The sequence below is a fragment of the Floridaenema flaviceps BLCC-F50 genome (genome assembly GCF_041929275.2).
Taxonomy (GTDB): domain Bacteria; phylum Cyanobacteriota; class Cyanobacteriia; order Cyanobacteriales; family Aerosakkonemataceae; genus Floridanema; species Floridanema flaviceps.
On sequence record NZ_JBHFNR020000001.1, the window covers coordinates 631879 to 654039 of the forward strand.

Here is a 22161-nt window from a genome sequence, read left to right on the forward strand (position 1 = left end):
AAAGCAACAATACTCCCGTTATACCGACAGGTTAACGGGACAGTAGTTTTGGGAGCAAATATGTCATTCTTTAAGGCATAGTTCAGTTATTTCCAAGATCAGATCCAAGCGAAAATTCTCTACTAAACTTATTAAAATATTTACCAACTTAATGTAAGTTTCCGGGATTTGCTCAACTAATTCTATAACTAGTTGATCGTCAACGGCGGCAGCGGCTAGATGTAATTGGGCAATCCATTCTTGAGACATTACCTTGAGATCTTCTGGTGTTAAGGTGGGAATCTGGGAATGCTCAGTAATGGGGTGCGAATTATCCGCATAAATGTAGCGTACACCTAAATGCTTAGCTATTTTTTCTAATAAAACTTCTGAGCGAAAAGGTTTCGGCATAAAGTCATTACATCCCGCCGCTAAAATAGCTGGTTGTTGTTCTTCAAAAACACTAGCAGTAAGAGCAATAATCACTGTGTTTTTTCCTTGAGGATGAGCTTTGATCTGGCGAGTAGCTTCATAGCCATCCATGACTGGCATTCGCATATCCATCCAAATCAGATGGGGTTGCCAACTTTCCCAGATTGTCACGGCTTGTTGACCATTTTCTGCTTCTCGCACCTCGAATCCTAAAGGTACTAATAATTTGACTAGTAGTTGCCGATTCTCTTTGATATCTTCAGCCACTAAAATTCGATAAGTTGGTTGATTTGGTTCTAAAGATATAACTTGTTGAGTATTTAACCTAATATTTTTTTCGGTTTCAGGTGCTAACTTAGCTTTGATATTAAAAGTAAAAATAGAACCGATACCTAATTGGCTTTCGACAACAATTTTTCCACCCATTAGTTTGACAAATTGTTGACTGATGGCTAAACCTAGACCAGTTCCTTGTCCGGTTTGGCGACCTGTTTGGGTTTGAGAAAAGGGTTGAAATAATGTAGTAATTTCATTGGGGGCAATTCCTGGGCCTGTATCTGTAACTGTAAAAACTATTTGTACATCTTCGGCTGACTGGGCTTCTAATTGAGCTAAGAAAACTGTTAAAGTTACATAGCCAGTTTGAGTAAATTTAATGGCGTTACCTAATAAATTAAGCAAAACTTGACGCAATTTACTTTCATCGGTTTTGATATTTCGGGGGAGTGAGGGAGCAATTACACAGTTCAGTTTCAAGCCTTTCTGTTCAGCTTTTAAGCGGAACATATCTTTGAGTAATTCTAGCATTTGATGTAAATTAAAACAGGTTGTATTGAAGCTCATTTGTCCTGATTCAATTTTAGCCATTGACAAAATATCATTGATTAAATTGAGTAAATGTTCGCCGCTCCGGTTGATAATTTCTAAATGTTCTCTGTGTTCTGAGGAAACAGATTTATTCCGCACCATAATTTGGCTAAATCCTAAAATTGCATTTAAGGGTGTACGCAGTTCATGACTCATTTTGGCGAGAAACTGACTCTTAGCATAGTTGGCAGCATCGGCGGCTTCTTTAGCTTTCATCAGTTCTAAAGATTGCCTTTGTGTTTGGGAGAGTAGTTCAGCTTGTTGTAAGGCAACTGCTAATTGAGTGCCTATTTGAAGTACTACCTTAATTTCTGATTCTTGCCATTGCCTGGGGCGCGAATTTTGATAAACTGCGAGTAAGCCCCAGAATTGATTGCCAGAATAAATGGGGATAGTTAAATAAGCTTTGGATTGGAATAGCTCTAAAATTTCAATGTGACAATTAGTAAGTTCGCTTTGATGGATATCGGCTACGGCTAAGTAATTGGTGGTACGGTTTTCTCTTTCGCTTTGATTTAATTTTTTGATGACACATTCTTGTTTATTTAAGATACAAGCTGTTAGTTGAGGATTTTGGTTTTGTGCTTCTAACAAAGAAATCCAACCATCTGCTACTGATTCAGCGACAAATTCCCCACTACAATCATTATGAAAGCGATAAATGGTGACGCGATCGCAATCTAAAAGTTGTCGCAATTCAGTGGTTGTCGCGCTAAAGATTTCCGACAATTCTAATGTTTGGCGAATTTTTTGAATTACTTGTGTGAGTGCTTGTTCTCTTTTGGCGCTTTCCTGTAAAGCTTTTTCTGCTCGTTTCCGTTCTGTAACTTCTACGACAACTGATCCCACGATGCGAGAATGTCCATCTTCTCCCGGAATGGGAAATAAAGAAACTATCCAATCACGTAAAACCCCCGGCTGGCTGGGAACTTCTCCCCTAATTTCTAAGTTCAGTACTGCTTCATCTTTGGTTAAAACTTGCTGACATAAAGGAACTAAACTAGGTGCAATTTCAGGTAAAACTTGGTAAAAGTTTTTGCCGATATGTTCTGAGGCAGGTAAGCCATTAATTTCTGCTAATTGTTGGTTGATTTTTATATAGCGAAATTCTTCATCTGTAATACATAATCCTACTGGTGCTGAGGAGAAAAAGGCATTGAGTAAAGCTTCTCTTAAGGCGAGTTTTTGTTCTAAGACTTTGCGATCGCTAATGTCTCTTCCTTCGGAAATTAATAAAGTTACCTCTCCTTGTTGATTGAAAATTGGACGTAGGGAAAAATCAATAGTGACTATCTGATTATTTTTCCCGATTACATTTACTTCATAACGCATGAAAGCTCCCGCTGCTGCTGCTGCGATCGCTAATTGTAACTCTGACTGAGTTGCTTCCGAAATTGTCCACCATTTAGTTTCCCAAAATGGTTTACATATCGCTGACTCTCTAGTAATTTCCGCAAAATTTAGTGCGGTTTGATTAATTTCTAAAATCGTTCCATCCGGTTGCAATAAACTTACAAATTGAATTCCTCGATCGAAAATGGCACGGAATTTTTCTTCACTTTCCCGCAAAGCTATTTCGGCTTGCTTGCGTTCTGTTATATCCATTGCTGTGCCATATAATTGGATAACTTCTTGGGCATCATTAACAATAGCTTCTCCCCTCCCTTCAATGTAACGAATCTCTCCATCAGGACGAATAATTCGATAGATTATTGTGAAAGACTTTCCACTCTGCAAACTATGATTAACCATTTGATACCAAGCATCGCGATCTTCTGGATAAATTAATTGCAAATGTTCTTCAAATGTTGGCTCTGGTTTAGTGGTATCTAATCCAAAAATGTGGAATAATTCTTCTGACCAAGTAACTTTTCCTTTAATTACATCAAATTTCCAACTACCAATATGGGCGACTCTTTGAGCATCTGCTAAATTAGTTTGACTCTCCTGTAATGCTTGTTCAGCAATTTTGCGATCGCTCACATCAAATAATACACCGTACCAAACAGTATCACCATTTTCCCGTCGTTCTGGTCGCGATTTTGCTTGTACCCATTTCAACTTTCCCGAAGCTGTCACGATCCGCCATTCGTGGGAAAAAGGTGCTAAATTTTGGCTACTAATCGCCACAGCTTCTTGGTAGCTTTGATAATCTTCAGGATGAAAAGCATCGAACAGAATTTGGGGATTTTCTAATACTTCTGCTTGTGGGAATTCGTAAATTTCTTCGATCGATGGACTCATATATTCCAAACCGATCGCACCATTGGATTTTATGACAAATTCATAAACTGCTCCCGGTATATTAGCGACTAATTTTTGGAACCGCGCTTGGCTTTTTTCCCAGGTTTGTTCTGCTTGTTTGCGAGCAGTAATATCTCTAGCTGACCACAGTACAGAGTTAGCTGAAAATGGAGAAATAGTAACATAAAACCAATGTTCTTGTTGCTCTATAATTACTTTATAATCAAAATTAATTTGTTCATTATTGGTTAATGATTCTCGAATTTTGCCTAACCAATTACGATAGTTCTGACTTTTTAAATATAAATTATCTAATGTATAATTCAGTAACTCATTACTATGAGCTAAACAACCTAAATTAGTCGGAAAAACTTCTACTTCTTTGATTTGCCCTTCTACTAGATTGATAACCATTAATAAATCTGTCATTGCCGCAAAGACTCTACGCAGCTTTTCTTCGGCAGAGTGAATTTTTTTTTCAGCTAATTGATGATGATAACTTGTCTTTTCTAATTGCTGATTTAACGTCTTTAATTCTGTTTCTTGCTGCTCAACTAAACTTTGTAATTTGTTAAGCTTTTGATTAACTTCTTGGGGATTGATTGCTTCTAGCAAGTGTTGTTGAAGATTTTGCCGAGCGATCGCACCAATTAGATTACCTGTTTTTCCGAGTATAGGTAAATAATTAATTTGATGTTTACGCATTAAAGAATTAACGGCAAACAAATTTTTAATTGCGCTTTCATTAATAGTAATTAACTCTTTACTAATTACAGAAGCGAGAGATAATTTACTCAATTGAGCACCGGAAGCGATTAATTGTATTATTTCCCGTTCTGTAAATAAGCCAACTACAGGGCTTTCTGGTTCAGCGCTAGCCAATACTACCAAATAACTAGTAGAATTTTGGTTCATTAAGGCGATCGCTACATCTACTGTTGTCTCTGCTGTAGCAGTCAAGGGATGATAATTTATTAGTGAGCTATTTTCCTGATTCTCCATAACAAGAATATAACGTAAACTTACTAAATTTGAGTATAAAAAATCAGCTTTAGTTTGCGGGTAATATCGAACCACGATTTGAGGCTAATTTATCTGCCCAACGAGTTGTTTCTGGTAAACGATATTTGGTAATACAACGCAAAACATAATCAATAGCTGTAGGTAAACTAATGCGATGTCCGCTGGAAACATAAACAGGTTTTACTCTTGTGCGTGTCCGTAAAACAGCGCCTACCGTCTCGCCACGATATACTAAAGGTTGCCAAGCGCCCTGTTGTTCTGGCAATTCATCGTATTTGCCAACTAATAAAGATTTTGCCACTCCGATCGCCGGAATATCCGTAAGTAAACCTAAGTGACAAGCAATACCGAATCGACGGGGATGTGCGATTCCCTGACCATCGCATAAGATCAAATCGGGTGTAATATTGAGTTTTTCCAGTGCTTCTATGACAGCGGGAACCTCTCTAAAAGAGAGAAATCCGGGAACGTAAGGAAAGGTGGTAGGACGGTAGGCTAGAGTATACTCCTGCAACTGCAAGTCAGGAAAACTTAAAACTGCTACAGCGGCTCGTGTCGTGCTTCCAGATTCCGTAAATCCTACATCAACTCCCGCAACGTGCTGTACAGTAGTCAATTGATCCGAAGTAATTACCTCTGAGGCTAACTGCTGCTGGATAATAATTGCTTCTTCTGCTGTCAAAGGCCAATCATGACGTTGATTTATCTTCATCTTTAGATACCTTTTATTTATAAGTGTACTCAACCAAACATGAATAAAACCAAAGAGGGATACATCCCAAATCCTAAATCCTAAATAAAAAATCTGATGAGCGATTAATCATACTTAAAATCAAGTTTAATATATTCCTCAAACTTAACAATTAAATTAATTAAACAGTGAGCTATGTTGGGAAAACTTTTAGGGGCAAGATATCAAATAATTGAAGTTCTCGGTGCTGGAGGATTCGGCGAAACCTATATTGCTGAAGATCGGCAACGCCCAGGTCATCCGAAATGTGTAGTCAAACGCTTTCGTCCTACCAATCAGAATACAAGTTTTTTAACTGTAGCCCGACGACTTTTTTATACAGAAGCAGAAACACTAGAAAAGTTGGGACGACATGACCAAATTCCCCGATTATTGGCTTACTTTGAAGAAGAAAAAGAATTCTACTTAGTTCAAGAATTTATTGCAGGGGCTTCCCTGAGTGATGAATTAAGAAGCAACAAAAAACAATCAGAAGCTTATGTATTAAATTTGTTAGAAGATGTTTTAGGAATTCTCACTTATGTGCATAATCAAGGCGTAATTCACCGCGATATTAAGCCCAGTAATTTAATTCGCCGGAATTCGGATGGTAAGTTAGTTTTAATTGATTTTGGTGCAGTTAAATCGATCGAAACTCAAATGGCAGGTGAGCCAAAAGATCAGATGGAATTAACGGTAGGAATTGGTACTCAAGGTTATATGCCTTGCGAACAATTGGCAGGAAAACCCAGGTTTAATAGTGATATTTATGCCTTGGGAATGATTGCGATTAAAGCTTTAACAGGAATCCAACCTTTACATCTGCCAAATTCCCCACAAACTCATGAAATTATCTGGCAAAATCACGCTCAAATTAGCCCAAGCTTGGCAGCTATTTTAGATAAAATGGTGCGTTATCACTGGAGCGATCGCTATCAATCAGTCTCTCAAGTATTAGAAGCTTTGGGAGAAATTTCTAGTCCTGTACCTCAAACAGAATTACCTTCAGAAATTAAACCATCTCTAGGAAAAGTAAAGCGATTATTGCTGATTGCTACTGGAGTAGCAGCAGTTATTTTATTAGTTGCCTTGTTCGGGAAAACTTTAATTACCTTATCTATAAATTTCCCTCCTAATTCTTTATTTAAGCCAAGTAATCAATCGGATTCTGCTGGCGATCGGATTAGTTTTGGTACTAAAAGTTTAACGCCCTGGCAAATTAACCCTTATAAACAAGAAGGAATAGATTTAATTAAATCTGGCGCTTATGAACAAGCAGTTTCGGCTTTGGAAAATGCCAGAAAAGTTAATCGTAGCGATCCTGAAACTTTAATTTATTTGAATAATGCCCGCATTGGTAATGCTAGATCTTACAGTATTGCCGCAGTTGTACCATTAGTTACTAGTTCTCAGAGTGCTTTGGAAATGTTGCGCGGTGTAGCCCAAGCACAGGAAGAAATTAATACTGCTGGTGGAATTAATGGAATTCCCCTGAAAGTGGGTATTGCTCATGATGATAATCAACCAAAAGTTGCTGAATCTGTAGCCCAAGAATTAGTGAAAAATCCCGAAATTTTAGGTGTAGTAGGGCATGGAATTAGTGATACAACTTTGGCAGCTGCATCAGTTTATCAAGAAGCAGAATTAGTGGCAATTGCTCCGATTAGTTCAGCAGTGCAATTGTCGGGATTTGGTGGTTATATTTTCCGCACTATGCCGAGCGATCGCTTCACCGCCAGAGCTTTAAGTAATTATATGTTAACTCAGTTGAAAAAAGAAAAAGTGGTAGTTTTTTATAATTCTGCTAGTCTGTATAGTAAATCTTTGAAAGATGAATTTAAAAATGCTTTGTTCTATGCCGGAAGAGGTAAAGTTTTAACCGAAATTGATTTAGCTAGACCTGATTTTAACGCTAAAGCTAGTGTCGAGCAAGCAATTGAAAAAGGTGCAGAAGTAATTATGCTAGTACCTAGTAATGATGTAACCGATCGCGCTTTGCAAGTTGTACAAATCAACCGTCGCCGCTTAAATTTATTAGCCGGAGATGGCTTTTACGGGGAGAAAACTTTAGAAATTGGTGGCGAAGCTGCCGCCGGAATGGTGTTAGCAATTCCGGGAAATATTAACGGAAAAAAAGGCGAAGTTTTTCAGAAAAAGGGCTTACAAATTTGGGGTCTAAATGTCAATTGGCGCACGGCTTTTGCTTATGATGCTACCCAAGCTTTAATAGCTGCTATTGGTAAAAATCCTACTCGGCAAGGCGTACAGCGATCGCTTGGGGCACCAGATTTTACCATTTCTGGAGCTACTGGAGATGTGAGTTTTCGTTCTACTGGCGATCGGGAAGCCCCTGTACAACTAGTAATAATTACTCCCAAAACTCCCGAAAAACCAGAAAACGGTTATCAGTTCACTCCGTTAAAGTAATTATAACTTAACTGAACAGCTTGGTGGTAATCTCAATGTAGATTCTAGCAGTGGGGCATCTTTTAAAATTATATTTCGCTCCAGCATTTCTTCGCTATATTAGCAATAACAGCTAAAAAGTCAGGTCAATAACTAATGAAATCTTCCAATAGTTCTTACATCTTGGCAGCTATTACCATATTGCTTTTAGTAGTCGCAATTTTTTTCAAACCTTTTGTGATTATCAATGCTGGAGAACGTGGCGTTGTCATGAAATTCGGGCAAGTTCAAGAGCAGGTATTAACCGAAGGAATACACCCTATTATCCCCATAGTTAACACTGTAAAAACTCTCAGTGTCCGGGTGCAAAAACATCAAATTCCCGGTCAAGCTTCCTCCAAAGATTTGCAAGATGTTTTTACAGATGTAGCGCTTAACTGGCATATTGTCCCAGATAAATCTAATATTGTTTTTCAACAAATTGGTGATGAGAATGAAGTAGTACAACGAATAATTAATCCAGCAATTGAAGAAATTTTAAAAGCAGTAATGGCGCTTTATACTGCTGAACAAATTATCACAAAACGAGGAGAAGTCAAAGCTGGTATTGACGAACAACTAACATTAAGATTAGCTCAATATAACATTGCAGTTGATGATATTTCCTTGGTAAATATTCGCTTTTCCCAAAGGTTTAGCGAAGCAGTAGAAGCAAAACAAATTGCCGAACAAGAAGCCAAAAGAGCCGAGTTTTTAGCCCTAAAAGCTACCCAAGAAGCACAAGCAGAAATTAACCGTGCTAAAGGACAAGCAGAAGCGCAAAGATTACTGCGAGAAAATTTAACAGCGGAAATTTTGCAAAAAAGAGCGATCGACAAATGGGATGGACATTTCCCCACTGTTTTAGGTGGCAATGGTGCGCTACCATTTATTAATATCGCCCCCAATGAATTACCACCCACAGTTCAACAGTGAACGCACCAAGTCACGCCATAATTAATCTTTTTCTCTCTTTTAATAGTAAACAAGTAGGGTACGTCAGATCTAAAATTGTTAAACTAAGCGAAGTTTTAGTTTTTCTGACGCACCCTACACCGGACAAAGACTTGATATTAATTAGTACTAAGTAGGTAGATATAAATAAAGTGAAAAATAGGGCGGGCTCTCCTGCCCACCCCACAAGAGTTACATCTTTCTTGTGGGGTGGGCAGGAGAGCCCGCCCCAAGGTTAGATAACTATTATTACTTTATTTATTTACACCTACTTAATCCCAAACCTAGCCAACAATTCTTCACGAGATAATTGAAGTATCAAGCGCGAATACTCTTCTGGAGGTAACTGTAGTAAAGGTTCAATTACCTGCGACAGTTCCTCATCCACAGAGTCAAATCGAAGTCTCAGTAAATTTCCTACAACTAAGCGACGTTCCTGTAAACTTCCTTCTCTTATTCCTTCCTGTATTCCTTCGCGCATTCCTTCGCGCATTCCTTCTCGTAAAGTATTTTCCCGCCATTCCAAATAAGCTGGTGTTAAATTCACGATCAATTCCCTCTCATCTTCAGTTAAATTTTCTTTCCTTTGCACACTAATTCGCCAGGTAGAAATCAATTCTAAAATGTTTCTGCGTAATGGATTTTCGGGAGAAAGTGCGGTAATTTCATTAATAGCTTGCTGCTGGGTTGTTCCTTTTCCTAGAATTCTCAGCCAAAGTGTTTCAGAATTAACAGGTAGTTGATTTATTGCTACTACTGCTGTCTTCAGAGATTCTGCTAGAAAGTAAACACCAACAGGCCAATTGTTTGAATCTAGTTTAGCACCAAAGCTATCGACTAGGGCTGTGGAAGCAGAAGTTGCTAAAATCCACAAGGTTGGTAATTGATCTTCAGCAATTTCCTCGTCTTCCCGCCTAGCTCGGCGCTGTAACTCGCTGTGAAGGGAGAATAGTTTGAGGATACAATTGCGAATCTCTGTTTTGCTAGGTTGATTGCGAAATGGTTCGAGCAAGCAGGGAGTTGCTACCATTTTACCTAACAATCCTAATATATCGCGATCGCCTGTGGGATTGGGTACAAACGAAATATCAACTAGTCGAACTTCTCCGGCAATTTCTCGGCTAATTTCGACATTACCTATAGTTGACAGGAGTTCTTCTAAATATTGTTTGGCAAATTGATCGTGTGGTTGTCGAGTCATTAGATTTTAAATTTCGAGAACGAGTTAAACTGGAAATGCGATCGCAAAAGGTGACTTAGATGTTTGTCGCAACTTCTCAACTAGGATTGGTTACAAATGCAGCTTTGCTCTCAAATGTAACATGGGAAACTCTCTTAAAGCTGGATGCAGATTTAACAGGAACAGGCGCACGTTTAACTTATTTGGATGGGTGTTTAGAAATTATGTCTCCCTTATCTGAAGAACACGAAGAACCTAAAAACACTTTAGGTCAATTGTTGGAGATTTATATGCGAATGAAAAACATTCGTTTCTACGGACGGGGGAGTACAACGATCGGAAAAAAGGAGTTAGGCGCAAGAAAAGAACCAGATGAATCTTATTGTTTAGGTACGCGCAAATCAGTCCCAGATTTAGCAATTGAAGTAATAGTAAGTAGCGGGGGAATTGACATCTTAGAAATTTATCGTCGCGTGGGAGTTCGGGAAGTTTGGTTTTGGCAAGATGGCGTAATTTCGGTTTATTGTTTGCGGGAAACGGGATATGAATTAGTGAGTAATAGTGAAGTTTTGCCGGAGTTGAATTTGCGATCGCTAGAGTTTTATTCTCGCATGGCAGATCAATATGATGCGGTGAATGCTTTTATGAATTTTCTAACCGCAGATGTAGGGCATTGAAATGTTAAAATAGCCACAAGGCAAGAGTTAAGTTGGGGGAATATAATTATGACCGCTACTCTACAGTCAACAGAACGACACTACTACACCCCAGAGGAATATTTAGCAAGAGAAGAAACCGCAGAATTCAAAAGTGAATATCACGATGGGGAGATTGTACCAATGACGGGTGGAACTACAAATCATAATCAAATCGCTGGAAATATTTACATCGCTTTAAGTCTAGCTTTAAAAGGACAAAATTACCGAGTTTTCATCGGTGATGTTCGCTTATGGATACCGAAAGTTAAACGTTTTACTTATCATGATGTAATGGTAATTCCAGGTCAACCGGAATATTACAATAACCGAAAAGATACTATTACCAATGCTCAAGTGATTATTGAAGTTTTATCTAAATCAACTAAAAATTATGATAGAGGCGAGAAATTTAGATTTTATCAAACAATCCCTAGCTTTCAAGAATATATTTTGCTCGCTCAGAATCTAATGTTTATCGAACAGTATTCTAAGCAAAAAAATAAACGTTGGTCTTATAGCGTTTATGATGAAGAAGATCCGGCATTAACTTTCAGTTCTTTTCAGGTGGAAGTACCTTTGGCAGATATTTATGATAAGGTTGATTTTGCGGAAGTGGAAGTTGAAGAATATCCAGAAGATTTTCACGAAGATGAAGGGGAATGAGTGCGATCGCATTTCCCAAAAAACTACAAAACACCATTGAAAAGTCATACAATCAGAATATCTCCAATCTACGCTTCCCTTTCCTCCGATGACAGAATCTAATTTGAAACAAAAGATTGCCGAAAATTTAGAACGACTACCAAAAGGTGAACTTCAGGAAGTTCTGGATTTTGTTGATTTTTTGTTATGGCGAAACAGCAAAGGAAAGGAAACAAGCTCACCTGATAAAAATTCTCCTTCGGAATTTTCGCCTATCGATGATTCGATCGTACATTATGTAGAGGGAGTTTTAGTAGTGAAAGCTGCATCAAGAGAAGCGGGAGAAGAAGTTAAATGGGAAAGTCTTATCCCAGAAATGCGAGAAGAAAGAATTAGGAAATTTATGCCGTGACGAGAGTTTTGTTTGATACATCTGTGCTGGTAGCAACTATGCTGGAAGAAGATCCCCATCACTCTAAATGTTTTGCTTTTGGAAAACTTGATTGGGTTCTCACCAATTCTCGAACATCTTATCTACAATATCTAATTGTGAGTTACTATGGAATCATGCCCAGCTAAAAGTAGGTAGATTACCAACAAATTGAAAATTTATGGATAACAACACTAAACAAATTTACAATTACACAGTTATTCTGGAAAAAGAATCAGATGGAGGTTATCACGCTTTTTGTCCTATCCTAAAAGGTTGTCATTCTCAAGGAGATTCTTTTGAAGAAGCGATCGCTAATATTACAGAAGCTATAGAATTATATATTGAAAGTTTAAGGGCTGATAATCAATCAATCCCTACAGAAGATTTAATTGTTAAGCCTTTAAGGATATTGGCATGAGTAATTTTCCCAGCGTCAAGGCTAAAGAATTTATCAAAGTCATCGAAAATTTAGGTTTTTATCTTGACCGTCAAAAGGGGAGTCATGCTATTTATAAGAATAGCCAAGGACTAAGAGTTGTTGTTCCGATTCATTCAGGAAAAGACCTAAAATCAGGGACTTTAATGGGCATGATTCAGGATATGGGTATTAACAAGGAAACTTTCTTTGAGTTATTGGGAAAATAAATTAGGTTTAATTTTGGGTTGGGTTCCTCAACCTAACCTAACAATAGCGATCGATCCTCGTAATTCTACAAAACAATGTTTTGCTTGGTTGCAGCTTTTAGCCTACTGCATAATCACTCATTTCCCGCATAAAAGGAGGATAAAAACCTAACACAATATCTTGTTTTGGTACGCCTAAATTAACTAAATCTGCTGCAATATCATGCTCTGTTGAATTGTAAAAAATCCAGATTTTCTCATGGCGAATATCAAGATGTATTATACAATGATGCACCCAGCGTTTATGTTGCCAACCCAGATGCACAATTTGATAGTGATTTCGCTGTGTATCAAAGATAGTTTCAACTTCAATATCACCATAAGCTGGCTTAACTTCTGCGTAATCTATCAATAATTGCTGGACTATTTGCTGATAATTGGTTAATTTATCTGTTAGTTTTTCCATTGTAAAATTTGCTCCAATTCAATGTCGTAAATAATCAATTTTACGGAATTTTCTTGCAGCATTGATGCTGGAAAATCAAGTTGAAAGAAGCTATTATAGATTAGATCGGGGATGGCTAGATAGAGAGTGCGATCGGGTTCTTCACGACGTAATGCAGCGCGATAGTTAATAAATTGCCCCAGTGCTGTATGAAACTCTGAAATTGCTGATGCACTAGCCAAAAAACTTTTGACTTCTACCGCAATTTTCTCATCTCCTCGCTCTGCTGCTAGTAATCGTTCTGCCCCCAAGTCAATTTCCATATCTACACCGCCTACTTTAATCTTAAGTGGATCGTGAGTAACATTCCACCCATCCTTAGTAAGAGCCGTCTTAACAACTTGATGAAAACGATCCTTAGCCACAACAGACGATTCGATCTAGAGGTGCAATTTAAAACTATCACATTGAGCGATCGAGAGCGATCGCATTTCCCAAAAAACTACAAAACACTGAAGAGTTGCAGAATTCATAGCTGTTCGTAATCTAATAAATTGGCTTTTCCTTCTGCAATTTCCTGTTTGGCGCGTCGTGCTGCTTTAATTAGTTGCTGTTGCGTTTTCTGAAAAGATTTATCCCATTTAATTTCATCTTCCAAATCGGCAATATATTCTCGTAAATGTTCTGCAACTTGCTCTTGCAAAGTTTTCGGTAAAGACTCCATCATAGCTATTACGGTAGTAATTGCTGGGGATGACGGCTCTCCCGGATTTATGGTGATAACAAAATCTTATTTAATCGTAGGGTGTGTTAGGCACGGGCGATAAATTCAGCATTCCAATCCATCAATAAATTCCCGTGCCTAACGCACCGTTCCCTGGTTTGTAACATTTATGAACATTTTTCCCCATTAACCCGAAAGAGCCGGGATGACATAGTATAATACTCCAATTCTCTTACGAACATTATCACCTCTATGTTCCCAGGTAGAACGTGGGAACGAGCAGAACCCGGTTTCTGTGCTATACAATCAGAATATCTCAAAATTAATCCGTCCCTTTACTCAAATGACAGAATCAACCCAGAAACGCCAAGTTCGTCGAGGTCGCATTTTTCCCGAACACCAGAGTAGTCCAGAAATTCGCGCTAAACGCATCGCGCAAAGGGAAGAATTAGGCAAGCAATGTCGCCAAATTTTTGAGCAAATTCGCCCACAATTAATGTCAACTCATTACAATTGGTTTATCGCTATTGATGCAGAAACGGGTAACTATTTGCTTGATGAAAAGTTTGATGGTTTAATGCAAAAAGTGAAAGTAAATTATCCGTCTAATGGGAAAGTCAGGTTAACCGCTTTTCGCCTGAACGAAGATGGTTATTGTGGGTTAATATGATTTCGGGTCGGTTTGAGGAACAGGGGAAACTGATTTTTGAGATTGAATTAGTTACAGCTAACGGAGAAGAAATTGCTGTTGATACTTTACTGGATACAGGTTTTACAACAGGTTTTTTGGCAGTTCATGCGGATGATATCGAAGCTTTAGGTTGGGTTATTTTAGCTTCTGAAATTGAAATGCAAACAGCAAGAGGAACTGAATATTTTGATATTTATGAAGGTCGGGTAATTGTGGATGGCAGAGAATTTATTGTCCCCGTTCATGTGGGTTCAGAGTTACCGGAAATTCTCTTAGGTCGTCAATGGTTAAGTTTAATGAAGCTGGTTATTGATGAAAGAAACGGTATTTTGACTTTGGAATATGTGGGAGAGTAATTTTGCGATCGCATCTCCATTAATTTACCTGTTTGCGATCGCACTTTGAAAAAAGAATGCAACACAGATGAGATCCCCCTAAATCCCCCTTAACAAGGGGGACTTTAAGACAATTCCCCCCTTGTTAAGGGGGGCTAGGGGGGATCTCATCTTAGGAAACAGCAACTTCTTTATAATTATTGCCTTGATTACTTTGTTGCCAAAGTGTGGCATAGATTCCTTTTTGTTGCATCAAATCTGCATGGCTCACCTGATGCCACAATGGTTCCGTTTTCCAGCACAAAAATTTTATTAGCACGCAACGCATGGGTAATGCGGTGGGTAATCATAATCACTGTGCGCTCTTTGGCAATGCGATTGATCGTTGCCAGAATACCCGCTTCTGTTGTCAAATCGAGTGCTGATGTGGCTTCATCCAGAATGAGAATAGCAGGATTTCTGACTAATGCTCTAGCAAGGGCAATTCTTTGGCGTTGTCCCCCCGATAATTGTCCGCCTCTGTCACCCACAGGGGTATCGTAACCTTGGGGTAAAGTTAAAATAAAATCGTGAATTTCCGCATTTTTAGCGGCGGTTTCTACTTCCTCATCGGTGGCTTCTAAATATCCCATCCTGATATTTTCTCGGATGGAAGTGTTAAATAAAATTACCTCTTGCGAAACCAGTCCAATTTGCTCCCGCAGTGATTTTTGAGTGCAGGAACGTAAATCAATGCCATCAAATAGAATGCTACCTTTATCTGGGTCATAAAGTCGGGTTAAGAGATTAACAATGGTACTTTTACCCGCACCTGAATGTCCAACAAAAACGACAAAATCCCCTTGGTGGATCGTTAGGGATAGGTTATTAACTCCTTTTCGCTCAGAGGAATAGTTAAAGGTAACGTTATCAAAGCGAATTTCCTGGTAAAAATGGGGTAATTCAATGGCATCCGGTGCGTCTTGGACTTGGGGAACTTCAGCCAACAGAACCGAAATGCGTTGCATCGCGGCTATTCCTTCTATTAGGTAAGGGAGGGAAAAAGTAAAGCTGAGGATGTTTAGATTTAAACCGACTAATAAAACCTGAAAAGAGACGAGCGTACCTACTGTAATCATGTTTCTGTAGGTCATTACTGCGCCGATACTGATGACGGCAAGCTGGACAAATACAAAGACTAGAGTGGGAATCCTTTGGACTAAATAAGAAGAAAACTTGGCTTTTACATAAACTTTTTTTAGAGCCTGCAAATCTTTGGAAAAATTGGTAATCGTTCGGGGTTGCAATCCAAATAGTTTAACAACTGCTTGGGAGAGAATATTTTCTTGAACGACATTAGCAATTTGTCCTTGTTTGTCTCTCAGTTGATAGGTTTGCTCTGTGGCTGTTTGACCAATTTTTGCGGGTGCTAGGGTGCAGAAGGTTAACCCAATGCAACTAATTAGACCTAACTGCCAGTTGAGAAAAAACATTAAAATAGCAGAAAATAGAATGCTACCTAGTTCTAAAATTATTATTAATCCGTAAGCCAAGCTATTTTCTATTTTTTCGGTATCGCCTGAAAAACAGTTGACAATATCTCCGGCTGAACGTCGCCCAAAAAACTCTATAGATAGGTTTTGCAGGCGAACGAACATAGAGTGGCGGATATTGTTGATGACTGAAATGTTAAACCGCGTCGCCCAATAATCTCCTATTAAACCAACGAAAACAAATAAAATTGCTGCTCCCCCCAGCAATAGGATAATTAGAACTAGGAGACGGTAATTTTGAGGAATAATGGCTGCGTCGATCATAAATTTTAAGCTCATTCTAATTGAGGATTCAAAAGCCGCCTCAAAAAGACCACGAGCGATGAGAAGAATAGCTAACCATCGGTAGGGTACGATGTATTTATTCAGTTCTTTGAGAAACCAAATTAGATTCATTTATTTTTAAACTAAAAGGTGACTCGCTCCAATACACCAGGAGTTCTCAAGCCCGCTAACGTGGCATTGCCAGTACAGAATAAAACCGTAGTCATTTCAGCCAGTAAATCTTCCACTAACTCCGATAGCGCAGTTTCAGATTCAACGGCTGCTTTGAGAAAGGGAAACGCCAAACCCGCTAAATCTGCACCCAGAGCAATCACTTTAGTCACATCAAGACCATTGCGAAGTCCACCGGAGGCAATAATGGGAATTTGGGGAGAAATCGCCCGCACTGCTGTAACGCATTCTGCGGTTGGTAATCCCCAGTTGGCAAAGGTTGTTCCCAGTCGGCGTTGTCGTGGTTCTGATGCCCGTTCGCTTTCTACTTTTGCCCAAGATGTTCCTCCAGCCCCGGCTACGTCAATGGCGCTTACTCCCGCCTCTATGAGTTTCTCAGCCATCTGTGCCGAGATGCCGTTACCGACTTCTTTGGCAATGACGGGAACAGGAAGCTTTTGGCAAAGGGTCGCTATTTTGGCGAGTAGTCCCCGAAAGTTGGTATCTCCGTTGGTTTGAATACACTCCTGTAGGGGATTCAGGTGTAGGATTAGGGCATCGGCTTCTAGTAAATCCACACTCCGCAAGCATTCGTCAATGCCGTATTTATAGTTAAGCTGTACTGCACCCAAGTTGGCAAACAACAGAATATCAGGTGCTAGAGAACGTACAGCAAATGTGGGTGCAACTTGAGGGTTTTCAATTGCCACCCGCTGAGAACCGACTCCCATCGCAATTCGGTAGTGTTGGGCAATTTCTGCGAGACGATAATTAATCATTTTCGCCTGTTCCGTTCCGCCCGTCATTGAGGAAATCAGGAGGGGAGCGCCTAGTTTTTTCTGGAAAAAGGTTGTACTCAGGTCAATCTCGCTTCGGTCTATTTCTGGTAAACAGCAGTGAGTAAAACGATAGCGTTCTAGTCCATTGGTTGTTTGATGAAATTGTACATCTTCTTCTAAGCAAACTCGCAAATGGTCAGCTTTACGGGTTTGGGTTAGAGTTGCTTGTTCTGGTGTTGCTTTCTCAGCTATTTGATTTAACAAGCTGCCTCCTGTTATAGAGTAAGAATGATTTATTGTGAAACGGTAGTGCCTTCTTCCAAGATTGGAGCGGGAATTTCGGGTACTGCGAATTCTTCAGTCTCTGGATTCCACATCTTCATTAACTTCAGATCTGCATTCCAGAGTTCAATAAACTTTGTGGCTAATTCGGGTTGAGTTTGTTTTAGCAATTTGAGTCGCTCTTGTAATTCTGAGTTTAAGTCTTCCATATACTGATGCAAGCGTTGAGGAGCTTCTATACTATAGAGACGAACAAACATTCGATAGGTATTAATAACATTGCGCTCGATATCTTCTTCATATTCTTGGATGTCTGCCCATATTTTGCAAATTTGATCTGAAATTCGGCACAATTGCAAGAATTCTTCATCATAATGTCGCTCGGTTAACTTAAATAAAATTCGTTGCAAAATCCCAAAATCAAAACATTTGAAAAGACTGGCCATATAAATATCTGCTTCTGCAATCATTCCCCCCGAACAAAATTTTTGTTCTAAACTGTAGTAAGTCAATCCTTCTTGAAGTTCATTTTCAATTTTCCCATCTAAAAGTTTCCTATCAGGAAAACCGCAAACTCTGGGCCATTGATAAATCTTTCCACAAAAATGCTATTTAAGGGACATTGTTTCCCATGCTCTTTGTTTGCCAAACGCTGGACTTGTAACCCGATCTGTTCATCATTTTGAACAACAGAATCCAGCCAAATTCCTTCACTGGCAGTAGAAATTGATGGTTTTACAATCAGAGGAGAACCAAGCCGCTGACAAATTCCTGGTATGCAGTTCGGGTCTGAAATTACTTCATAACGAGCAGTCGCTACACCCGCTTCAACCAAAGCCCGCTTCATTCTAATTTTGGAGATTGTGAGATATTCAAAATTAGAATCTGCACCTGTAAAAATAATTCCTTTCGCTTCCAACAACTTGATTACAGAAAGACCAGGATAACCATCAACTTCGTCAAAACCATCGCAATAATTCAGCACGACAGGAGTATAGTCACGGCTAGAAGCTACTACTTCCTCAACAACTGCTTGCATATTCTCCAGAGTAATTGGCTGCCATTTCCATTTAATGCCAAGTTCCGCAAAAACACTTGCTAGTTCTTGACGATAACCAGGATTGTCATAAAACTCTCCAATTAGCCCTTGTTCTGTAATTTTATAGGGAATAAACGCCCAGACCAAGAGTTTTTTTTTAGGTATAGGGAATGCCTGAAAATTTGTCATTTTTCTCTGATTTCTTATTTTACTTATAGTCATTAGATGCACTCCATTTTTCTGTGACACAGTTGGTTAAATTTGCAAAAATTCCGCTTTGATTCGCAGATTGTTTTTGGAATGCACGCGGGAGAAGCTATTTTCTCGAAAAGGCGATCGCTCTTTTGATGTGGAAATTTAATCGGTTTGTGGAGCGATCGCTGTCTCTCACCCAACAGTTTCAGGTTAAAAGATGTTGCCAAAATTTAATTTTTGCTTTGCCATATAGGGTTTTTACTGCGGTCGTATATGACTAATTTGCCATTATCTTCAAGAACTAATTGGCTGCCTTTGTATTGAGGCCCATAAACGCCAGACGACCAAACAGGCTGAGCGTGATTTTCGTAAACAACAAAGTTGCCGTCGTCCTGCATATAGGTTCTCCAGGCATAAGTTCCTTTTGTATTGGAAGCCCATATAGGTTTTCTAGTAGAAACTTCGTAAACTACTAGATTCCCATCGTCTTGATAAATAAGGTAATAATTTTTGTTATGCGAGAATAATTTGTCTCCTGGTAGTAAAAAATCACCTTCTTGCAGGTAGCTTCTTACTTCTCCGGCTAGCGCAAAAAATTCAAATTCTCCTTGCATACACCGTTTATAGACAGCAATGGCTTCGTCTACGTTCAGTTGACTCGCTTTGCTATCAACAAAATCTTTGAGCTTGTCATAGCTTGAATGGCCTAAATTGTCTTTAACCCAAAAACCATACAAATTTGCCGGACCTTTATCGGGGTCTCTTAATTGAGTTGCCAGCCAGTACCAAAGCCCCAAACATGGCATATTTGACACTAAAAAATAGAGAGGATCGTATTTTTCTAAAACTTCAGACTTATATTGAATGTAGTCTTGAAGCTTTGGAGCTAACTTTATCCCATTCGGATCTTCTATACACCAAGCCTTAAATAATGCCTCAGTATATTTTTTATAGCTTTCGCGCCGTGCTTCGGCAAATTTTTTAATTTCTGTATCTGTAGCTTTTTCAGCCAATTTATTGTACTGATCAGTGGCTTGATAGCAGTAAATAGCATCTTGCACTGTATAGTTTCCGTATTTGTTAGGATCTAAATCTCCATACTTAATGCCTTGAATATGACAAGTTTGCAGCGCTTGTTCCGCAATCGGTAGGGCGGCATCCCACATTATTTTAGATAAGGGATCTCCGTCAATTTTAAAAAATTCTGTAGTTTCCAGCAGCATCTCTGGAACGAATTTTCGGGGAGATAGAAAAGATAATTCTGGTGGCATATCAAGTGACCTAAGTTTTTACAAAAAAGAGTGAACTTTTCTGGAACACAGAAGATACAGTCCAGGATAGGATTGCGCCTATGAGAAGTTGACAGCTTTTCTCTATTCCCTTGGGCTGCTTAATGCTGGTGCATCATCGTCATCTATTTATTAGACGCTTCCTCTTCCCAGATTGTGAACTCTTCACCTGCACAAATTTCTGAAACTCGCTGCACCCAATAAAACTGCTTCCAGGATGTCCCCCTCTTCCAGCAGAGGTGACTGGTTTCTTTACCAAACCAGCATTTTTTGTCAAGCAAAAAGTAGCCTGATATAATATTCATCACTATTGAGGCTAAGTCTAAAATTATGAGTGCTGTGATATTAAATTTAGACACCGTTCACCTCAGCGACGAACAGTTCTATCAGTTATGTCAAAATAACCGCGAGTTGAACTTTGAACGAACGGCTAAGGGAGAATTAATTATTATGCCACCAGTAGGAGGCGATAGCGGAAATCGAGAAGCCGACTTAATTATCGATTTGGGAATTTGGAATCGGCAAACTAACCTTGGTTATATCTTCAGTTCCTCCACTGTATTTAAGTTACCAAATGGCGCTGACCGTTCCCCAGATGCAGCTTGGATTCGCCGGGAACGATACTCAGCATTAACACCCGAACAAAGACGCAAATTCCCTCCCATTGCACCCGATTTTGTCATCGAATTAAGGTCAGCAACAGATCATTTGCAAATGTTGCGTACCAAAATGCGAGAATATATGGATGCAGGGGTGCAATTGGGATGGTTGATTAACCCCCAACAGCAACAAGTGGAAATTTATCGCCAAGGAGAAAGTGTAGAAGTGCGAAATCTTCCTACAGAATTATCAGGTGAAAATGTATTGCCCGGATTTAGCTTGAATCTATCTCTTTATTAAAAGTATTGATTCTCAGAAATTCGATTTCTGGGTCTTTAACAATTATGATGCAGGTGTGCCAACGTGAACATTTTTGTAGGGACACGGCATAATTAAAATTTTGGATGACCGACATGATTTGATGATGCCGTGTCCCTACAGTATAATTGCAACTGGAATTTTGTTCCTCAAAGGACACGGCATAATTAAAATTTTGGATGACCGACATGATTTGATGATGCCGTGTCCCTACAGTATAATTGCAACTGGAATTTTGTTCCTCAAAGGACACGGCACAATTAAAATTTTGGATGAGCAACATGATTTGATGATGCCGTGTCCCTACAGTATAATTGCAACTGGAATTTTGTTCCTCAAAGGACACGGCACAATTAAAATTTTGGATGAGCAACATGATTTGATGATGCCGTGTCCCTACAGTATAATTGCAACTGGAATTTTGTTCCTCAAAGCTAGAAACATCGGTTTTTTCATCCTCAACAGTTTCGACGTTTTCTAATTCCTCAGTTGATGCCAAATTCTCCTCTGCAACTAGTTCTTTTCGTGCAGTATTCTTAGACTTTCTTTGTTTGGGAGATTCGGGAGAAACCTTTGACTTAAACTCAGACAAATCACAGTTAGTTTCATCCTCCCCAACAAAATCTTCACTCAACCGCTTTCGCAAAATTTCCCGCGCCTGAGAAATTCGTTTACGAACGTTATCGTAGGAAATATTCAGCTGTTCGCCAATCTCTCGATAAGATAAATCTGCTTCAAAATGCAGAACAAAAGTCTGCCGCAATCTATCTGGTAACTCATCAATTATATTACGTAAAAATAAATCGAGTTCTTGCCGCGTAGCGGCAAGAACTGGTGTTTCTTCTTGGCTAGCAAATTCTTCTTCCTTTTTAGGAGCAATTTCTTCCCAACTTTCAAATTTCCGAGAACTTCTGTTGCGTTCTCGATGAATATCCACGCAGAGATTTCGAGTAAGTTGGGTCAACCAAGCCTTAAAATTATTGATAACATGATTACCATTTCTAAGCTTCTCCCAAGCTTTGAGCATCGCCCGACTGAGGGCATCTTCTGCTTCCGCTGTATTCCCCTCCATCCACTTCACACAGCAACGGTAAAGATAATCTTGATGTTGCTGCCATAGTTGCCAAAAAGCTGAATCTCTATCTTTAGGAAGATCAATTAATGTTGAATTAGAAGCTAACATTATTTACTAAGAAACTCCTCTAACATTACAATCTATCCCTGATTTAGACCATGCAAAAACGAC

General features: G+C 39.1%; 23 protein-coding genes. 11 read left to right on the forward strand and 12 right to left on the reverse strand.

Annotated elements, in window-relative coordinates:
• Positions 1 to 63: 63 nt before the first annotated feature.
• Positions 64 to 4599, reverse strand: coding sequence for a PAS domain S-box protein (locus ACE1CI_RS02950; RefSeq protein WP_496615208.1), 4536 nt, complete (start codon positions 4597 to 4599; stop codon positions 64 to 66).
• The gene (gene nfi, locus ACE1CI_RS02955; RefSeq protein ID WP_413262878.1) at positions 4574 to 5257 is read right to left on the reverse strand and encodes a deoxyribonuclease V; all 684 of its coding nucleotides are present in this window, start codon (positions 5255 to 5257) and stop codon (positions 4574 to 4576) included. The genes ACE1CI_RS02950 and nfi overlap by 26 nt, the downstream gene beginning before the upstream one ends.
• 174 nt (positions 5258 to 5431) lie before the next feature.
• On the opposite strand from nfi, the gene ACE1CI_RS02960 reads away from it, so the two are divergent.
• Both ACE1CI_RS02960 and ACE1CI_RS02965 read left to right on the forward strand, forming a co-directional pair.
• Entirely contained in the window at positions 5432 to 7702 is a 2271-nt protein-coding gene (locus ACE1CI_RS02960; RefSeq protein ID WP_413262879.1) for a bifunctional serine/threonine-protein kinase/ABC transporter substrate-binding protein, read from the forward strand.
• Positions 7703 to 7837: 135 nt separating this feature from the next.
• Positions 7838 to 8656, forward strand: a complete 819-nt coding sequence (locus ACE1CI_RS02965) for a prohibitin family protein (RefSeq protein WP_413262880.1) — start codon at positions 7838 to 7840, stop codon at positions 8654 to 8656.
• 286 nt (positions 8657 to 8942) lie between these two features.
• On the opposite strand, the gene ACE1CI_RS02970 is transcribed toward ACE1CI_RS02965, so the two are convergent.
• Entirely contained in the window at positions 8943 to 9875 is a 933-nt protein-coding gene (locus ACE1CI_RS02970; RefSeq protein WP_413264390.1) for an RpnC/YadD family protein, read from the reverse strand.
• Positions 9876 to 9934: 59 nt separating this feature from the next.
• Here ACE1CI_RS02970 and ACE1CI_RS02975 point away from each other — a divergent pair, with 59 nt between their 5' ends.
• The 6 genes from ACE1CI_RS02975 (at position 9935) to ACE1CI_RS03000 (ending at position 12272) form a co-directional block, all read left to right on the forward strand.
• Positions 9935 to 10531, forward strand: a complete 597-nt coding sequence (locus tag ACE1CI_RS02975; RefSeq protein WP_413264391.1) for a Uma2 family endonuclease — start codon at positions 9935 to 9937, stop codon at positions 10529 to 10531.
• Positions 10532 to 10579: 48 nt separating this feature from the next.
• Positions 10580 to 11215 carry a Uma2 family endonuclease gene (locus ACE1CI_RS02980; RefSeq protein ID WP_413264392.1) on the forward strand — a complete coding sequence of 212 codons (636 nt, stop codon included), beginning with the start codon at positions 10580 to 10582 and terminating at the stop codon, positions 11213 to 11215.
• Between the two features lie 88 nt (positions 11216 to 11303).
• Positions 11304 to 11606 (forward strand): DUF2281 domain-containing protein, encoded by a 303-nt coding sequence (locus ACE1CI_RS02985; protein ID WP_413264393.1) that lies wholly within the window; start codon positions 11304 to 11306, stop codon positions 11604 to 11606.
• On the forward strand, positions 11603 to 11773 hold the full coding sequence (locus ACE1CI_RS02990) for a hypothetical protein (protein WP_413264394.1): 171 nt from the start codon (positions 11603 to 11605) through the stop codon (positions 11771 to 11773). Before ACE1CI_RS02985 ends, ACE1CI_RS02990 begins: the two co-directional genes overlap by 4 nt.
• A gap of 32 nt (positions 11774 to 11805) precedes the next feature.
• A complete protein-coding gene (locus ACE1CI_RS02995; protein WP_413264395.1) occupies positions 11806 to 12045 on the forward strand; it encodes a type II toxin-antitoxin system HicB family antitoxin in 240 nt (79 codons plus the stop codon).
• Entirely contained in the window at positions 12042 to 12272 is a 231-nt protein-coding gene (locus ACE1CI_RS03000) for a type II toxin-antitoxin system HicA family toxin (protein WP_413264396.1), read from the forward strand. Before ACE1CI_RS02995 ends, ACE1CI_RS03000 begins: the two co-directional genes overlap by 4 nt.
• 97 nt (positions 12273 to 12369) lie before the next feature.
• Here the strand turns inward: ACE1CI_RS03000 and ACE1CI_RS03005 are convergent, their stop codons facing one another.
• The 3 genes from ACE1CI_RS03005 to ACE1CI_RS03015 form a co-directional block, all read right to left on the reverse strand.
• The gene (locus ACE1CI_RS03005) at positions 12370 to 12717 is read right to left on the reverse strand and encodes a XisI protein (RefSeq protein WP_413264397.1); all 348 of its coding nucleotides are present in this window, start codon (positions 12715 to 12717) and stop codon (positions 12370 to 12372) included.
• Positions 12705 to 13121, reverse strand: a complete 417-nt coding sequence (locus tag ACE1CI_RS03010) for an element excision factor XisH family protein (RefSeq protein WP_413264398.1) — start codon at positions 13119 to 13121, stop codon at positions 12705 to 12707. The genes ACE1CI_RS03005 and ACE1CI_RS03010 overlap by 13 nt, the downstream gene beginning before the upstream one ends.
• Before the next feature lie 104 nt (positions 13122 to 13225).
• Positions 13226 to 13423 carry a hypothetical protein gene (locus ACE1CI_RS03015; RefSeq protein WP_413264399.1) on the reverse strand — a complete coding sequence of 66 codons (198 nt, stop codon included), beginning with the start codon at positions 13421 to 13423 and terminating at the stop codon, positions 13226 to 13228.
• 340 nt (positions 13424 to 13763) lie between these two features.
• Between ACE1CI_RS03015 and ACE1CI_RS03020 the strand changes: the two genes are divergently transcribed.
• Both ACE1CI_RS03020 and ACE1CI_RS03025 read left to right on the forward strand, forming a co-directional pair.
• A complete protein-coding gene (locus ACE1CI_RS03020) occupies positions 13764 to 14090 on the forward strand; it encodes a hypothetical protein (RefSeq protein ID WP_413264400.1) in 327 nt (108 codons plus the stop codon).
• The gene (locus ACE1CI_RS03025) at positions 14087 to 14467 is read left to right on the forward strand and encodes an aspartyl protease (RefSeq protein ID WP_413264401.1); all 381 of its coding nucleotides are present in this window, start codon (positions 14087 to 14089) and stop codon (positions 14465 to 14467) included. Before ACE1CI_RS03020 ends, ACE1CI_RS03025 begins: the two co-directional genes overlap by 4 nt.
• Positions 14468 to 14655: 188 nt before the next feature.
• On the opposite strand, the gene ACE1CI_RS03030 is transcribed toward ACE1CI_RS03025, so the two are convergent.
• From ACE1CI_RS03030 to ACE1CI_RS03050, 5 genes are all read right to left on the reverse strand, one after another.
• The gene (locus ACE1CI_RS03030; protein ID WP_496615209.1) at positions 14656 to 16374 is read right to left on the reverse strand and encodes an ATP-binding cassette domain-containing protein; all 1719 of its coding nucleotides are present in this window, start codon (positions 16372 to 16374) and stop codon (positions 14656 to 14658) included.
• Positions 16375 to 16385: 11 nt separating this feature from the next.
• Positions 16386 to 17456 (reverse strand): type 2 isopentenyl-diphosphate Delta-isomerase, encoded by a 1071-nt coding sequence (fni, locus tag ACE1CI_RS03035; RefSeq protein WP_413264403.1) that lies wholly within the window; start codon positions 17454 to 17456, stop codon positions 16386 to 16388.
• Between the two features lie 29 nt (positions 17457 to 17485).
• A complete protein-coding gene (locus tag ACE1CI_RS03040) occupies positions 17486 to 17920 on the reverse strand; it encodes a hypothetical protein (protein ID WP_496615210.1) in 435 nt (144 codons plus the stop codon).
• 98 nt (positions 17921 to 18018) lie between these two features.
• Complete coding sequence (locus tag ACE1CI_RS03045; RefSeq protein ID WP_413264405.1) at positions 18019 to 18702, reverse strand: D-alanine--D-alanine ligase family protein; 684 nt, start codon at positions 18700 to 18702, stop codon at positions 18019 to 18021.
• A gap of 236 nt (positions 18703 to 18938) precedes the next feature.
• Positions 18939 to 19979 carry a hypothetical protein gene (locus tag ACE1CI_RS03050; protein WP_413264406.1) on the reverse strand — a complete coding sequence of 347 codons (1041 nt, stop codon included), beginning with the start codon at positions 19977 to 19979 and terminating at the stop codon, positions 18939 to 18941.
• A 348-nt stretch (positions 19980 to 20327) separates the two neighbouring features.
• Here ACE1CI_RS03050 and ACE1CI_RS03055 point away from each other — a divergent pair, with 348 nt between their 5' ends.
• Positions 20328 to 20897: a Uma2 family endonuclease gene (locus tag ACE1CI_RS03055; protein WP_413264407.1), complete on the forward strand. Its 570-nt coding sequence runs from the start codon at positions 20328 to 20330 to the stop codon at positions 20895 to 20897.
• Here the strand turns inward: ACE1CI_RS03055 and ACE1CI_RS03060 are convergent.
• The gene (locus tag ACE1CI_RS03060; RefSeq protein WP_496615211.1) at positions 20872 to 22098 is read right to left on the reverse strand and encodes a sigma-70 family RNA polymerase sigma factor; all 1227 of its coding nucleotides are present in this window, start codon (positions 22096 to 22098) and stop codon (positions 20872 to 20874) included. The two genes, ACE1CI_RS03055 and ACE1CI_RS03060, sit on opposite strands and share 26 nt — an antisense overlap.
• Positions 22099 to 22161: the final 63 nt, after the last annotated feature.

What these genes read in the sequence shown, in the direction of transcription:
- nfi (WP_413262878.1), bottom strand. Translation starts at nt 5,257, where the DNA reads ATGAAGATAAATCAACGTCATGATTGGCCTTTGACAGCAGAAGAAGCA.
- ACE1CI_RS02960 (WP_413262879.1), top strand. Translation starts at nt 5,432, where the DNA reads ATGTTGGGAAAACTTTTAGGGGCAAGATATCAAATAATTGAAGTTCTC.
- ACE1CI_RS02965 (WP_413262880.1), top strand. Translation starts at nt 7,838, where the DNA reads ATGAAATCTTCCAATAGTTCTTACATCTTGGCAGCTATTACCATATTG.
- ACE1CI_RS02970 (WP_413264390.1), bottom strand. Translation starts at nt 9,875, where the DNA reads ATGACTCGACAACCACACGATCAATTTGCCAAACAATATTTAGAAGAA.
- ACE1CI_RS02975 (WP_413264391.1), top strand. Translation starts at nt 9,935, where the DNA reads ATGTTTGTCGCAACTTCTCAACTAGGATTGGTTACAAATGCAGCTTTG.
- ACE1CI_RS02980 (WP_413264392.1), top strand. Translation starts at nt 10,580, where the DNA reads ATGACCGCTACTCTACAGTCAACAGAACGACACTACTACACCCCAGAG.
- ACE1CI_RS02985 (WP_413264393.1), top strand. Translation starts at nt 11,304, where the DNA reads ATGACAGAATCTAATTTGAAACAAAAGATTGCCGAAAATTTAGAACGA.
- ACE1CI_RS02995 (WP_413264395.1), top strand. Translation starts at nt 11,806, where the DNA reads ATGGATAACAACACTAAACAAATTTACAATTACACAGTTATTCTGGAA.
- ACE1CI_RS03000 (WP_413264396.1), top strand. Translation starts at nt 12,042, where the DNA reads ATGAGTAATTTTCCCAGCGTCAAGGCTAAAGAATTTATCAAAGTCATC.
- ACE1CI_RS03005 (WP_413264397.1), bottom strand. Translation starts at nt 12,717, where the DNA reads ATGGAAAAACTAACAGATAAATTAACCAATTATCAGCAAATAGTCCAG.
- ACE1CI_RS03015 (WP_413264399.1), bottom strand. Translation starts at nt 13,423, where the DNA reads ATGATGGAGTCTTTACCGAAAACTTTGCAAGAGCAAGTTGCAGAACAT.
- ACE1CI_RS03020 (WP_413264400.1), top strand. Translation starts at nt 13,764, where the DNA reads ATGACAGAATCAACCCAGAAACGCCAAGTTCGTCGAGGTCGCATTTTT.
- ACE1CI_RS03025 (WP_413264401.1), top strand. Translation starts at nt 14,087, where the DNA reads ATGATTTCGGGTCGGTTTGAGGAACAGGGGAAACTGATTTTTGAGATT.
- ACE1CI_RS03030 (WP_496615209.1), bottom strand. Translation starts at nt 16,374, where the DNA reads ATGAATCTAATTTGGTTTCTCAAAGAACTGAATAAATACATCGTACCC.
- ACE1CI_RS03040 (WP_496615210.1), bottom strand. Translation starts at nt 17,920, where the DNA reads ATGGCCAGTCTTTTCAAATGTTTTGATTTTGGGATTTTGCAACGAATT.
- ACE1CI_RS03045 (WP_413264405.1), bottom strand. Translation starts at nt 18,702, where the DNA reads ATGACAAATTTTCAGGCATTCCCTATACCTAAAAAAAAACTCTTGGTC.
- ACE1CI_RS03050 (WP_413264406.1), bottom strand. Translation starts at nt 19,979, where the DNA reads ATGCCACCAGAATTATCTTTTCTATCTCCCCGAAAATTCGTTCCAGAG.
- ACE1CI_RS03055 (WP_413264407.1), top strand. Translation starts at nt 20,328, where the DNA reads ATGAGTGCTGTGATATTAAATTTAGACACCGTTCACCTCAGCGACGAA.
- ACE1CI_RS03060 (WP_496615211.1), bottom strand. Translation starts at nt 22,098, where the DNA reads ATGTTAGCTTCTAATTCAACATTAATTGATCTTCCTAAAGATAGAGAT.